This is a genomic window from Rhizorhapis sp. SPR117 (genome assembly GCF_021742065.1).
The window spans coordinates 84372-97520 of the sequence record NZ_JAKKIE010000007.1 but is presented as its reverse complement, the minus strand read 5'-3'; the positions used below and the strand labels follow the sequence as shown (position 1 = coordinate 97520).

Here is a 13149-nt window from a genome sequence, read left to right as displayed (position 1 = left end):
CGAATAGCATCTGCTGGCATCGTACCGGATTTGTTCGCCCTTAGCGTGCAGATACGTCACTTTCGTGTAGTCACCCCACCAACGCGCTGCGCCTCAACCGGAAAGCGCTGTGAACATCGGGGAGGCGTCGAAGCAAAGCGGGGTCTCGGAGCGGATGATCCGCCATTATGAGAGGATCGGCCTCATCCCGGCGCCGCCGCGCCGGGGAGCGGGTTATCGCGACTATGGCGAGAGTGACCTCCATCGCCTGCGGTTCATCGCCAATGCCCGCGATCTCGGTTTTCCGATCGAGGAGATCCGGACCCTGCTCGGCCTGTGGGCCGACACGGGCCGCAGCAGCGCCGATGTAAAGCGGGTCGCGTTGGCGCGGGCGGAGGAATTGCAGCGCAAGGCCGAAGCGCTGACGACCCTGCGCGAGACCCTCGTCGATCTCGCCGAGCGCTGTCATGGCGACGAGCGGCCAGATTGTCCCATCATCGCCGAACTGAGTCTCGACAGAAAATGTTAGCGCCGGCCGCCTCTCGGACCAGACCCGCTCTGGCGGCCGGGGTGCTGATCGCACTTGGCATTCTCACGACGGGCCTCGCGATATATTTCCTCGCAGTCCGCCCGCCACTGCTGGCGGAGGATCTTCGCCATATCGGCGGCAACCCGCAGACCCTTTCGCCGGTATTGCGGGACTGGTTCGGCGGGATAGCTGGCTCGCCCGTGCGACCGCACTGAGCCTCCTGATCGTATTTGGCCGCTTTTCATACAGCAATGTCGTGCTGAGCTCTGACTTCTGGGGCTGGCATATGCGAGGCAATCCCTCCGTAGGACTACGGAGTGCGCAGAGGCTTCCTGCGCTTCAGGGCTTGTTGCACCGCAGCAGGAGCGAAAATGTGCAGAGTCGAAGCAATATCCCTGACCCGTTGGACGGTCTGGCCACGACGCTGGATCGGTCGAGCTTCGCCGCCATCGCGCAGCTGACTTCAGGCCAGTCGCCCGCCACTTTGGCGCAGTCTTTTTCCGACTGGTGGACGCACATTCTCTGCTCGCCAGGCAGGCAGCTGCAGCTCGCCGCCAAGGGCGGGCGCAAGCTGATGCGGCTCGCCGACTTTGCCATGCGCAGCGCATCCGGCAGCGATCCCGAGCCGGCGATCGATCCGCTGCCCCAGGATCGGCGCTTCGCCGACGCAGCCTGGAAGCGCCATCCGTTCGACCTGATCGAGCAGGCCTTCCTGCTCCAGCAGCAATGGTGGCATGCCGCGACGACCGGCGTGAGCGGCGTCACCGGGCACCACGAAGCGATCGTCGAGTTCGCGACCCGCCAGATGCTCGACATGGTGTCCCCGACCAATTTCATCCCGACCAACCCCGTGCTCCAGCAGCGCATCCTCGAAACCGGAGGACAATGCCTTGTCGAGGGTGCGCGATTTTTTTGCGACGACCTGGAACGCCTGGTACGCGGGGAGCCCGCAGCGGGCACGGAGGCCTATCGGGTCGGCGAGAAGGTCGCAGCCACGGCTGGCAAGGTCGTGTTTCGCAACAGGGTCATGGAACTGATCCAATATGCGCCCGCAACCGAGACGGTGCGTCCGGAGCCGATACTGATCGTGCCGGCATGGATCATGAAATATTACATCCTCGACCTCTCCCCGGAAAATTCGCTCATCCGCTGGCTGGTAGGGCAGGGCTACACCGTGTTCTGCATCTCCTGGCACAATCCCGACAGCGCCGACCGCGATCTCGACATGGAGGATTATCGCCTGCTTGGGCCGATGGCCGCCGTGGATGTCATCCAGGCGATTACCGGCACCGAGAAGATCCACGCGGCCGGCTATTGTATCGGCGGCACGCTGCTCGCCATCACCGCGGCCGCGATGGCGCGCGATGAAGATAAGCGTCTGGCGAGCGTCACGCTGTTCGCCGCCCAGACCGAGTTTAGCGAGCCGGGCGAACTTGGCCTGTTCATCGACGAGGCGGAAATCAACCTGATCGATGCGATGATGTGGGCGCGCGGCTTTCTCGACAGCAGTCAGATGGGCGGCGCCTTCCAGATGCTGCGATCCAACGATCTGGTCTGGTCGCGCATCCTCTCGACTTATCTCATGGGCGAGCGCGAGCCGATGACCGACCTCATTGCATGGAATGCCGACGGCACCCGCATGCCCTATGCCATGCACGCGCAATATCTGCGGCGCTTGTTCCTCGACAATGACTTGGCCGAAGGGCGCTACGAGGCCGGCGGCCACCCGGTCTCGCTCTCGGGGCTGCGCATGCCGATCTTCATGGTGGGCACGGAAACCGACCACGTCGCGCCGTGGCGCTCGACCCACAAGCTCCACATGCTGACGGGCGCGGAGATCCGCTTCGTGCTGACGAGCGGTGGCCACAATGCCGGGATCGTCTCCGAGCCCGGGCATCCTCATCGCCACTTTCGCGTCGCGACACGGATGCAGGATGGCCCGGCGCCAGGTCCCGATACCTGGCTGGAGCGGGCCGAGCTGCGCGAAGGGTCGTGGTGGCCGGAATGGAGTTCATGGCTTGGATCGCACTCGGGCAAGGCGGCCGCCCCACCGTCGATGGGCGCGCCCGAACGGAACTATCCGCCGCTCGGTGATGCCCCCGGGCGCTACGTGCTGGAGCGCTGAGCCATGGCCACCGCCAACCTCATCGAGAACCGCACGTTCGACGAGATCGCCGTCGGCGACACGGCCAGCCTCACCCGCACGCTGACCGCCGACGACATCCAGCTCTTCGCGGCGGTGTCAGGCGACGTGAATCCGGCGCATCTCGACCCTGTCTATGCCGAAACGGACATGTTCCACAGGGTCATCGCTCATGGCATGTGGGGCGCGGGGCTCATCTCGGCGATCCTGGGAACCGAGCTGCCAGGGCCCGGTGCGATCTATCTCGGCCAATCGCTTCGCTTCACCCGCCCGGTGGGCGTCGGCGACACCATCACGGCCTGCGTCACCGTCGCGCAGAAGCGCGCCGAGCATCATGTCATCGTTCTCGACTGCGCCTGCGTGAACCAAAAGGGCGAGACCGTCATCAGCGGCCAGGCCGAGGTCAAGGCGCCCACCGAGAAAGTCAGCCGGCCCCGCATGCCGCTTCCCGACGTGCGGATCGCCAGCCACGACCGCTTCCGCCAGTTGATGGAGCGCGCCAAGGACGGATCCGCGTGCGTCACGGCCGTGGTCCATCCGTGCAGCGCCGACGCCATGCGCGCGGTGGCTGAGGCCGCCGACGCCGGCATCGTCGTTCCAATTCTCATCGGACCTGCGGCGCGTATGACGAATGCGGCGAAGGACGCCGGTGTCGATATTGCCGCCTTCCGGGTGATCGGGGTCCCGCACAGCCACGCCGCCGCCGCCGAAGCCGTCGCGCGCGTACGGGCCGGCGAAGCCGCGCTGCTGATGAAGGGTTCGCTTCATACCGACGAGCTCATGGGCGCGGTCGTATCGTCCGACATGGGCCTTCGGACCGAACGCAGGATCAGCCACGCCTATGTGATGGATGTGCCCGGCTATCCGCGCCCGCTCATCATCACCGACGCCGCGATTAACATCGAGCCGACGCTTGAGGACAAGGCCGACATCGCGCGCAACGCGATCGACCTTGCCCATGTGATCGGGATCGAACAACCCAGGGTCGCGATCCTCGCCGCCGTCGAGACGGTCAATCCAAGGATGCGCACCACATTGGATGCCGCGGCGCTCTGCAAGATGGCGGACCGGGGCCAGATCGAAGGCGCGCTGCTCGATGGACCGCTCGCCCTCGATAATGCGATCAGCGAGGCGGCCGTGCGCGAGAAAAGTATCGTCTCGCCGGTCGCCGGCCAGGCGGACATCCTGCTGGTGCCCGATCTGGAGGCCGGCAACATGCTCGCAAAGCAGCTGACCTTCCTGGGCGGCGCCGATGCCGCAGGCGTGGTGCTCGGCGCGCGCGCTCCGATCATCCTCACCAGCCGGGCAGACAGCGTGCGCACGCGCCTCGCCTCCTGCGCGCTCGCGGTGCTGCTGGCGCGGGCTGCGACCAAGGCGGCTCCCGGCGTTGCGGGACAGCGCCGCGATGGCTGAAATCCTGTGCCTCAACGCCGGTTCGTCGAGCCTTAAGTTCGCGCTCTACGCCGAGCCGGGCACTGATGAGCCCTCTTTGCTGGCGAGCGGCAAGATCGAGAATATCGGCCTTGAGCCGCACCTGATCGCGCGCGATGCGAAGGGGGATGTCCTTGCCGAGCGGCGCTGGACGAAAGACGGCACGATCACGCACGAGACGCTGCTCGAGGATTTGCTGCGGGAGATCGAAGCCTCGGTCGGCGACGATCTGATCGCGGTCGGCCATCGGATCGTTCATGGCGGCACCGACTATTCAGCGCCGGCGCGGGTCGACGCGCCACTCCTCGCCGCGCTCGAGGCGCTTTGCCCACTGGCGCCATTGCATCAGCCCCATAATCTCGCCGCGGTCCGCGCCGTCTCCAGGCTGCGCCCCGCTGTGCTGCAAGTCGCCTGCTTCGACACCGGCTTCCATCATGGCCAGCCCCCGATCGCGACGCGCCTCGCGCTGCCGCGCGCGCTTGGCGAAGAGGGCATGCGGCGCTACGGTTTTCACGGCATCTCCTACGAATATATCGCGCGGCAGCTGCGTTCGATCGATCCCGATACAGGCGGTGGCCGCACGATCGCCGCGCATCTCGGCAACGGGGCCAGCCTTTGCGCGATGGCCGGGGGGCGCAGCATCGACACGACGATGGGGTTCACCGCGCTCGACGGGCTGGTGATGGGTACGCGCTGCGGCGCGCTCGACCCGGGCGCGGTGCTCTATCTTTTCCAGCAGAGGGGCATGACGGCGCGTGAAGTCGAGCATCTCCTCTACAGTGAGTCCGGCCTTTTGGGCGTGTCCGGCGTCTCCAGCGACATGCGCGCGCTTCTCGGCAGCGAAACGCCCACCGCTGGGGAAGCGATCGAGCTCTTCGTCTGGCAGATCGCGCGCCAGGCCGGCGCTCTCGCGTCCTCGCTCGGGGGTCTCGACACATTCGTGTTCACTGCCGGGATCGGCGAGAATTCGCCTGAAATTCGCGCCCGCGTCGCCGGTCGGCTCGGCTGGCTCGGCGTGGACCTCGACGCGGACGCGAACCTCCGAGGAGATGCAGTCATCAGCGCGCCGTCCAGCCGTGTCGCCGTCCGCGTCATCCCGACCGATGAGGAAAGGATGATCGCTATCCACGCCGCCGATCTGCTGCGTGAGGAGCCGAAAGCATGAAACCTCTCGTCGATCTTACTGGCAAGCGCGGCCTGGTGATCGGTATCGCCAACGCGCATAGCATCGCGGCGGGTTGCGCCCAGGCCTTTCACGACTGTGGGGCGAGACTGGCGGCGACCTATCTCAATGGAAAGGCCGAGCCGTTCGTGGCGCCCGTCGCGGAGACCCTGGGAGTCGAATGGCTCGCCGCGTGCGATGTCCGGGTGCCGGGCGAAGTGGAGGCCCTGTTCGAGCGGGTGAAGTCCGAATAAGGCGGCCTCGATTTCCTGCTTCACTCGATCGCTTTCGCGCCGAAGGAGGATTTGCACGGCCGCGTCGTCGACAGCTCGGCCGAAGGCTTCGCGCTGGCGATGGACGTCTCGTGCCACAGCTTCCTGCGCATGGCGCGTCTCGCCGAGCCGCTGATGTCGGATGGCGGCTGCCTGCTGTGCGTCACCTTCTACGGGTCGGAGCGGGTGGTCGAGCACTACAACCTGATGGGGCCGGTCAAAGCGGCCCTCGAAAGCGCGACCCGCTATGTCGCGGCTGAGCTTGGCCCCAAGGGCATTCGCGCCCATGCGATCTCGCCAGGCCCGATCGCGACCCGCGCTGCCAGCGGCATCGACCGCTTCGACGAGCTGCTCGAACGGGCCGCGGCGACGGTCCCGCAGCACCAGCTCGTGACCATCGAGGATGTCGGAGGGCTCGCCGCCTTTCTGGTGAGCGATGCCGGCCGCCATATCACCGGCACGATCATTCCGGTCGATGGCGGTCAGCACCTGCTCGGCTAGGGCGGCTCGCCGCGATCGGGGGCTATCCTATTTGTCGCTGGTGGCCTGCTTCTCGCCGTCGCCCGGGCTTTTCTGCCCGAACCATGGTCCGACAATGGCAGCAAAGGCATCCAGCGCCCCGGGAGCCGTCGGAGCGCTCGCGACGGCCTGCCAGGCCTGCTGCCATTCCTCGAACGCCGATCTTGTGCCGGCAATCATATGCTCGCGGACCGTGGCCATGTCCTCGAACAGTGCCCGCGGTCCGGCCGGGCTGACCGCGCCGGCGTCCGACGTCTTGTCCGTCGCGCCCGCAATCGAGGCACGCGCCTCTTCGGCGAAGCGGCCGGCGGCGCGGTTGCCGACCTCGAGCGACTCTTCGCCACCTTTCCGGGCGACTTCGGCGAGCTTCAGCATCAGGCCGACATTCGCTTTGGCGAGCGCGGCGAGTTGATCAACGGGATAGGGCATGAAACGGTGAACCTTTCTCTTCGCGTTTGAGCTCTGGCATATCGGGCATAGCGCCCTGGCCTGAGGCCCATCGCGTCGCGCCGCCGTTATTCGGCGAGGCTGAATCAGAGAGAATCGGTAACTCTACGTATGCCGAATCTGCGGCTTGCCTGCGACGCTCAGCCAATGCACTTTTGGCTTGTCGTCCATGTCGTGCCCGCGGGCAGCGACTTCTACCCGTCCCGTCATGATCGCGGCACGGTCGGGCATGATTATGGTCTGACCCGGCAACCGGCATGGGCGTGATACCGTCCATAGCCAGGCTCGGCCGGATTGCGGCGCTGCGCGGTCCCGTCCTCGACGTCGAGTTCGACGAAGGGCCGCTGCCCGCGGTCAATGAAGCGCTGCGCGTCGATGCATCGTCAGGCCCGCTGGTCGCGGAAGTGCAGAGCCATATCGATGACCGCACCGTCCGCGCCGTCGCGCTTCAGCCGACCTCCGGTCTCGCTCGTAATGTCGGCGTGACGGCCTTGGGCGCCCCCATCGCGGTCCCGGTCGGAGACAAGGTTCTGGGGCGGCTCCTTACGCCGACCGGGCAGGTGGGTGACGGCGGCGCGCCGCTTGGGCCGGATGTTCCATTGAGGCCCATTCACCGCGCACCCCCGCCGCTCGAAGACCAGAACGCGGCGACGGCGATGTTCGAGACTGGCATCAAGGTCATCGATCTGCTCGCGCCGCTCGCCCAGGGTGGCAAGGCGGCGATGTTCGGGGGCGCGGGGGTGGGGAAGACCGTGCTGGTGATGGAACTCATCAACGCGATGGTCGCGCGCTATGAAGGTGTTTCCGTCTTTGCCGGCATCGGAGAGCGATCGCGCGAGGGCCATGAGCTGCTCACGGACATGCGCGGCTCGGGCGTGATCGACAAGACCGTGCTCGTTTTCGGGCAGATGAACGAGCCGCCGGGCGCGCGCTGGCGGGTAGGGCTGACCGCGCTCACCATCGCCGAATATTTCCGCGACGAGCAGAAGCGCAATGTCCTGCTGCTCATGGATAATGTGTTCCGCTTCGTCCAGGCCGGCAGCGAAGTCTCCGGCCTGCTCGGACGCATGCCTTCACGCGTCGGCTACCAGCCGACGCTGGCCAGCGAAGTGGCCGCGCTGCAGGAGCGCATCGCCTCGGTGCATGGGGCGGCGGTGACCGCGATCGAAGCGGTCTATGTGCCTGCCGACGATTTCACCGACCCGGCGGTCACCGCCATCTCCGCCCATCTCGACAGTTCCATCCTGCTCTCCCGCGCCATGGCGGCCGAAGGCATCTATCCCGCGGTCGATCCTCTCGGATCCTCGTCGATCCTGCTCGATCCGCAGGTGGTCGGCGACCATCATTACGCGCTCGCCCAGCAGGTCCGCGAGACGATCGCGCATTATCGCGAACTTCAGGACATCATCTCGTTGCTCGGCATCGAGGAACTGGGCCGCGAGGACCGGCTGATCGTCGGCAGGGCGCGGCGGCTCCAGCGCTTCCTGACCCAGCCCTTCATGGTGACCCAGGCCTTCACCGGGCAGGCTGGCCGCTCGGTGGCGCTGGCCGACACGCTGAAGGGCGTCGCGGCGATTCTGTCGGGCGAGACCGACGACTGGCCCGAGAGCGCCTTCTACATGGTGGGCGACATCGAGGAAGCGCGGTTCCGCGTGGGGCAGGGCGCATGAAGCTGCGGATCACCGATCCGACCGCGATCCTCGTCGACACGGACGTCAGGTCGGTTCGCGCCGAGGATGCCAGCGGCAGTTTCGGCATCCTGTCGGGCCACGCCGATTTCCTGACCGTGCTTGGCGTCTCGATCGTCTCCTGGCGGGTCGCCGATGGCGCTCCAGGCTATTGCGCGGTGCGTAACGGCATTCTGACCGTGAGCCACGGCACGGAGGTCGCGGTCGCGACGCGCGAAGGCCATGTCGGCGATGACCTTGGAACGCTCGAGCATGACGTGCTCGCGCGCTACCGCGAACGCGACGAGGGCGAACGATCCGAACGGACCGCGTCGGCGAAGCTCAGGATGCAGGCGATCCGCCATATGGTCGAGGCCCTGCAGGGTGGTGGCCGGGAGCTTGGTCTGTGACCGCGGACAAGCCCGAGCAGCCGATCGTCGAAGCCATCCGGACCCGCGCGGAACGGCGGCGGCTTGCGCAGCGGCTTCCTTCCGTCGCCCGCAATCTCGGCCAGATCGGCGTGCTCGGCTGGCAGATCGTTCTGCCCGCGCTGGTCGGTCTCGCGATCGGCCGCTGGCTCGACCACCGGCTGGATAGCGGCATCTTCTGGACCGCGCCGCTCCTGCTCGTCGGGCTCGCCCTCGGCTGCTGGTCGGGCTGGCGCTGGATGCACCGGCAATGAGCCAGCTCTCCCCCATCCTGTTCCTGGCCATCGGATTTGCGGTCGGCCTCGCCCATTTCGCGGCCATCGCCAGAGAAGCCGACCTCGTCACACATGGCGGCCCGGCATCGCGCGCGATCCTGCTCAGGCTCGGGCGTCTCGCCGTCACTATTCTGGTTCTCGTCATCGCCAGCCGGCAAGGGTGGCCGGCGCTTCTTGCCGCAACAACCGGCTTCATGGGCGGGCGCCAGATCATGCTCCGCCGGCTCGGAGGCGCCCGATGAAATTCGCGTCACCACTTGAAAGCCATGTGCTGTTCGCGATCGGTCCGGTGCCGATCAGCCAGCCGGTCGCCACGACCTGGGGCATCATGGCCGTCCTTACAATCGGAAGCTGGCTGCTGACCCGCCGCCTTGCGTTACGCCCATCACGAGCCCAAGCGGCGCTCGAGCTGGTCGTCGAGACCGTCGCCGGCCAGATCCGCGAGACGATGGAGGCGGAGCCGCAGCGTTATCTGCCGCTGATCGGCACGCTGTTCCTGTTCCTGCTGGTCGCCAACTGGTCGTCGCTGATCCCCGGCGTCGAGCCGCCGACCGCGACCCTCGAAACCGACGCGGCGCTGGCGCTGATCGTCTTCGACGCGACGCTCTGGTTCGGCGTCCGCGCGCTCGGGCCCAGGGCCTATCTCGCGACCTTCGCGCGCCCCTCGATCCTGCTCGCCCCGCTCAATATCGTCGAGCTCTTCACCCGCAGCTTCTCGCTGATGGTGCGCCTGTTCGGCAACGTCATGAGCGGCGTCTTCATGATCGGCGTCGTGCTGAGCCTCGCCGGGCTGCTCGTCCCGATCCCGCTCATGGCGCTCGAAATGCTGACCGGCGCGGTCCAGGCCTACATTTTCGGCGCGCTCGCCATGGTCTTTATCGGGAGCGCTATCAGCGAGAACGGCGCCCGCCCGCCATCCAAACAGGAGTCACCCGCATGAACTGGATCCATCTCGCCAGCATCCTCGGCGCCGCTTTCGCGATCTCGATCGGCGCAATCGCCCCGGCGCTCGGGCAGGGCAGGGCCGTCGCCGCCGCGATGGACGCGATCGCGCGCCAGCCCGAAGCCGCCAACACCGTCTCGCGCACGCTGTTCGTGGGCCTCGCGATGATCGAGACGATGGCGATCTACTGCCTCGTGATCGCGCTGCTGCTGCTCTTCGCCAACCCGTTCGCCTGACATGCGGATCGACTGGTGGACGCTCGCGCTGCAGGCGGTCAATGTCCTCATCCTCGTGTGGCTGCTCGGACGCTTCCTGTTCCGTCCGGTGATGGATGCCATCGCTGCCCGCCAGGCATCGGCCCAGGCGCTGCTCGACGAAGCGAGGGAAGCAAAGGACCGGGCACAGGCCGAAGCGCAGGCGCTCAAGACGCAGAATGACGGCTTCGTTGCGGATGCGGCGGCTCGCCGCGCCGAGATCCGGACCGAGGCCGAAGCGGAGCGCCAGCGCCTCCTCGCGCAGGCCAGGCTCGAGGCGGACGCCGTCGTCGAGCAAGGCCATGCGGCGATCGATGCCGAACGCGGGCGGGTGGCGGCGCAGTGGCGGGAAAAGGCAGCGAGCCTCGCCGCCTCGATGGCGGGCACATTGCTCGCTCGTCTCCCGCCCGAGCAGACGGTGCAGGCCATGGTCGACGCGCTCAAGGCGCGGCTCGGGGACCTTTCCGAGGCGGATCGCCGCAGCCTGGCGGCCGCCGGGCCCGTCACCGTCGCGACGCCCGCGCCGCTGACGGCCGATCTGCAGACGCAGGTAGCGCGCGCGCTTGGCGAGATCCTGCCGGATGCCGCCACCCCGATCTTCGCGGTCGATCCAGATCTCATCGCCGGCGCGGAGCTTCGCACGCCCCACGCCGTCGTGCGCAACAGCTGGCGCGCCGATCTCGACGCCATGGTGGAGAGCCTCAATGAGGACGATCATGCCCGGATCGCCTGAAGACTGGCTGACGCAGGCCCAGAGCTGCATCGCGCGCGCCAATCTCGGGCCGCGTGTCGATGCAATTGGCCGGGTGGAATCGATCGGCGACGGCGTTGCCATGGTCTCGGGCCTTCCGGACGCGCGCCTCGACGAATTGCTCTATTTCGCCCGGGGCCAGACCGGATTCGTCCACACGCTCGACCGGGACCGGATCGGCTGCGTGCTGCTCGACGATGCCGCCCAGGTGGAGGCAGGAGACACCGTAACCGGCTCGGGCGAGGTGGTGCGCGTGCCGGTTGGCGAGGCATTGCTTGGCCGCGTCGTCGATCCGCTCGGCCGTCCGCTCGATGGGGGCGCGCCGATCCGCGCCAGGCGCTTCGATCCTGTCGAACGGCCGGCGCCGGCGATCATCGAACGCGACCTCGTCGTCCAGCCGGTGCAGACCGGCACGCTCGCAATCGATGCGATGTTCGCCATCGGCCGGGGGCAGCGCGAACTTATTCTCGGTGACCGCGCCACCGGCAAGACGGCGCTCGCGGTCGACACGATCATCAACCAGCGCACCAGCGACATGATCTGCGTCTATGTCGCGATCGGCCAGAAAAGCTCGGCGGTCGCGCGCGTGGTCGACCAGGTGCGGCGGCATGGCGCGCCGGACCGCACCATCTTCGTCGTGGCGAGCCCCGCCGCGGCGCCGGGGCTGCAATGGATCGCGCCGTTCGCGGGCTTCACGATGGCCGAGTATTTTCGGGATGGTGGCGGCCATGCGGTGGTGGTGCTCGACGATCTCACCAAGCATGCCGCGACCCATCGCGAGATCGCCCTGCTGACCGGACAGCCGCCCGGGCGCGAGGCCTATCCCGGCGACGTCTTTTTCCTCCATTCCCGCCTGCTCGAACGTGCGGCGCGTCTCTCGACGGAGAAGGGGGGCGGTTCGCTCACGGCTCTGCCGATCGCGGAGACCGATGCCGGCAACGTCAGCGCCTATATCCCGACCAATCTGATCTCGATCACCGACGGTCAGATTATTCTCGACGCGAAGCTGTTCGCGCAGGGGCACAAGCCCGCCATCGACGTGGGCACGAGCGTGAGCCGGGTCGGCGGCAAGACGCAGCTTCGCGTCCTGCGCGACGCGAGCGGGACCATGCGCCTCGACTATGCGCAGTTCCTCGAGCTCGAGATGTTCACCCGCTTCGGCGAGCAGCCCGAGCCGCGTGTCCGCGCCCAGATCGAACGCGGCAAGCGCTTGCGCGCCTTGCTCGTGCAACCGCTGTCGAGTCCCCTACGGGTCGTCGACCAGGTGGCGCTGGCCGTGGCGCTCGGCGAAGGGTTACTCGATGGCATGGCGGTCACGCAGATACCGTCGCTCCGCACGCGGCTGCCCGCCTGGATCGACGATCACGTCCCCGATCTATGCGCGCAGATCGAGCGGACTGGACAGATCGACACCGCGCAGCGGTCCGCTCTGATGACGACGGTGAACGCGCTGATCGAAAGCCAGCCGGCCGGTTCTGCATCATGAGCGATCGCCTCGCCGAGATCGGCCACCGGATCGAGACCGTCCGCCAGCTCGGTGCGGTGGTCAACGCCATGCAGGGCATCGCCGCGCAGCGGGCGCAGCAGGCGCGCGCGCTGCTGCCCGCGGTGCGACGCTATGCGGAGACCGCCCGCACCGCCATTGGCCAGGCGCGCCGCCTTGACGAGCCACTGGCGCGTTTTCCGGCGCGGGCGGTCGGTGGTGCGAGAGGCGGCCTTATCCTGTTCGGTGCGGAGCAAGGCTTTGCCGGGGCCTTTCCGGAGCAGCTGCTCGACGGCGCCGCGGCCGACATGCAGGACAGGCATATTCTTCTGATTGGCGCGCGCACGGCCACGCTTGCGACCGAGCGCGGTCTGCGCATCGCATGGAGCGCGAGCATGCCGAGCAAGGCCGATGCGCTGCCCGCACTCGCGACAAGCATCATCGACGCGCTGTACGACTATCTGGACGAGACCGGCGCGGTGCCCATCACCATGGCTTATCCGGTCTGGAGCAGCGGCAAGGGCGTCTCGATCGTGCGCGCGAGCCTCCTGCCGCTCGACCTCGACACTTTCCCCGCGTCCACGGCGGATTTGCCGCCGCTCGTCAATATCAACGCGGCGGACCTTATCGGCGACCTGACCGCGGAATATGTCTTCGCCCAGATCTGCGCGGCTGCGGTCGAGACGTTCGTCGCCGAGAATGAGGCACGGCTGCGCACCATGGCGACCGCCCGCAGCCACATCGATCGCAAGGGCGAGGCCCTGCGCCTCGAGGAGCGCCTCACGCGTCAGGATCAGATCACCAGTGAAGTCGTCGAACTGAGCGGCGGGCGACATCGGCGAGAATGAATGCAGGGCAGGCACTTC

General features: G+C 67.2%; 15 protein-coding genes and 1 pseudogene. 15 read left to right on the top strand and 1 reads right to left on the bottom strand.

What is annotated here, in order from left to right; all coding sequences use genetic code 11:
* Nucleotides 1-109: 109 nt before the first annotated feature.
* The 6 genes and pseudogenes from cueR (at nucleotide 110) to fabI (ending at nucleotide 6017) form a co-directional block, all read left to right on the top strand.
* On the top strand, nucleotides 110-508 hold the full coding sequence (gene cueR / locus L3X40_RS04835; RefSeq protein ID WP_237364625.1) for a Cu(I)-responsive transcriptional regulator: 399 nt from the start codon (nucleotides 110-112) through the stop codon (nucleotides 506-508).
* A gap of 41 nt (nucleotides 509-549) precedes the next feature.
* Nucleotides 550-723, top strand: coding sequence for a hypothetical protein (locus L3X40_RS04830; protein ID WP_021245222.1), 174 nt, complete (start codon nucleotides 550-552; stop codon nucleotides 721-723).
* Nucleotides 724-911: 188 nt separating this feature from the next.
* Nucleotides 912-2633, top strand: a complete 1722-nt coding sequence (locus tag L3X40_RS04825; RefSeq protein WP_237364628.1) for a PHA/PHB synthase family protein — start codon at nucleotides 912-914, stop codon at nucleotides 2631-2633.
* 3 nt (nucleotides 2634-2636) lie between these two features.
* On the top strand, nucleotides 2637-4064 hold the full coding sequence (locus tag L3X40_RS04820) for a bifunctional enoyl-CoA hydratase/phosphate acetyltransferase (RefSeq protein WP_237364624.1): 1428 nt from the start codon (nucleotides 2637-2639) through the stop codon (nucleotides 4062-4064).
* Nucleotides 4057-5247 carry an acetate/propionate family kinase gene (locus tag L3X40_RS04815; protein ID WP_237364623.1) on the top strand — a complete coding sequence of 397 codons (1191 nt, stop codon included), beginning with the start codon at nucleotides 4057-4059 and terminating at the stop codon, nucleotides 5245-5247. The genes L3X40_RS04820 and L3X40_RS04815 overlap by 8 nt, the downstream gene beginning before the upstream one ends.
* A pseudogene (gene fabI, locus L3X40_RS04810) lies at nucleotides 5244-6017 on the top strand (enoyl-ACP reductase FabI). Before L3X40_RS04815 ends, fabI begins: the two are co-directional and overlap by 4 nt.
* Before the next feature lie 27 nt (nucleotides 6018-6044).
* Here the strand turns inward: fabI and L3X40_RS04805 are convergent.
* The gene (locus tag L3X40_RS04805; protein ID WP_017501314.1) at nucleotides 6045-6464 is read right to left on the bottom strand and encodes a hypothetical protein; all 420 of its coding nucleotides are present in this window, start codon (nucleotides 6462-6464) and stop codon (nucleotides 6045-6047) included.
* 275 nt (nucleotides 6465-6739) lie between these two features.
* On the opposite strand from L3X40_RS04805, the gene atpD reads away from it, so the two are divergent.
* From atpD to L3X40_RS04760, 9 genes are read left to right on the top strand one after another with little or no spacing between them, the layout of a single operon-like run.
* Nucleotides 6740-8152: a F0F1 ATP synthase subunit beta gene (gene atpD / locus L3X40_RS04800; protein ID WP_237364622.1), complete on the top strand. Its 1413-nt coding sequence runs from the start codon at nucleotides 6740-6742 to the stop codon at nucleotides 8150-8152.
* A complete protein-coding gene (locus tag L3X40_RS04795) occupies nucleotides 8149-8559 on the top strand; it encodes a F0F1 ATP synthase subunit epsilon (RefSeq protein ID WP_237364621.1) in 411 nt (136 codons plus the stop codon). The genes atpD and L3X40_RS04795 overlap by 4 nt, the downstream gene beginning before the upstream one ends.
* Complete coding sequence (locus tag L3X40_RS04790; protein ID WP_021245229.1) at nucleotides 8556-8831, top strand: AtpZ/AtpI family protein; 276 nt, start codon at nucleotides 8556-8558, stop codon at nucleotides 8829-8831. Before L3X40_RS04795 ends, L3X40_RS04790 begins: the two co-directional genes overlap by 4 nt.
* A complete protein-coding gene (locus L3X40_RS04785; protein ID WP_237364620.1) occupies nucleotides 8828-9094 on the top strand; it encodes an ATP synthase subunit I in 267 nt (88 codons plus the stop codon). The genes L3X40_RS04790 and L3X40_RS04785 overlap by 4 nt, the downstream gene beginning before the upstream one ends.
* Nucleotides 9091-9792: a F0F1 ATP synthase subunit A gene (locus tag L3X40_RS04780; protein WP_237364619.1), complete on the top strand. Its 702-nt coding sequence runs from the start codon at nucleotides 9091-9093 to the stop codon at nucleotides 9790-9792. Before L3X40_RS04785 ends, L3X40_RS04780 begins: the two co-directional genes overlap by 4 nt.
* Entirely contained in the window at nucleotides 9789-10031 is a 243-nt protein-coding gene (locus tag L3X40_RS04775) for a F0F1 ATP synthase subunit C (protein WP_017501321.1), read from the top strand. The genes L3X40_RS04780 and L3X40_RS04775 overlap by 4 nt, the downstream gene beginning before the upstream one ends.
* Before the next feature lies 1 nt (nucleotide 10032).
* Nucleotides 10033-10782: a F0F1 ATP synthase subunit B family protein gene (locus L3X40_RS04770; protein ID WP_237364618.1), complete on the top strand. Its 750-nt coding sequence runs from the start codon at nucleotides 10033-10035 to the stop codon at nucleotides 10780-10782.
* Nucleotides 10754-12286: a F0F1 ATP synthase subunit alpha gene (locus L3X40_RS04765; protein WP_445177153.1), complete on the top strand. Its 1533-nt coding sequence runs from the start codon at nucleotides 10754-10756 to the stop codon at nucleotides 12284-12286. The genes L3X40_RS04770 and L3X40_RS04765 overlap by 29 nt, the downstream gene beginning before the upstream one ends.
* Complete coding sequence (locus L3X40_RS04760) at nucleotides 12283-13131, top strand: F0F1 ATP synthase subunit gamma (protein ID WP_046408699.1); 849 nt, start codon at nucleotides 12283-12285, stop codon at nucleotides 13129-13131. Before L3X40_RS04765 ends, L3X40_RS04760 begins: the two co-directional genes overlap by 4 nt.
* Nucleotides 13132-13149: the final 18 nt, after the last annotated feature.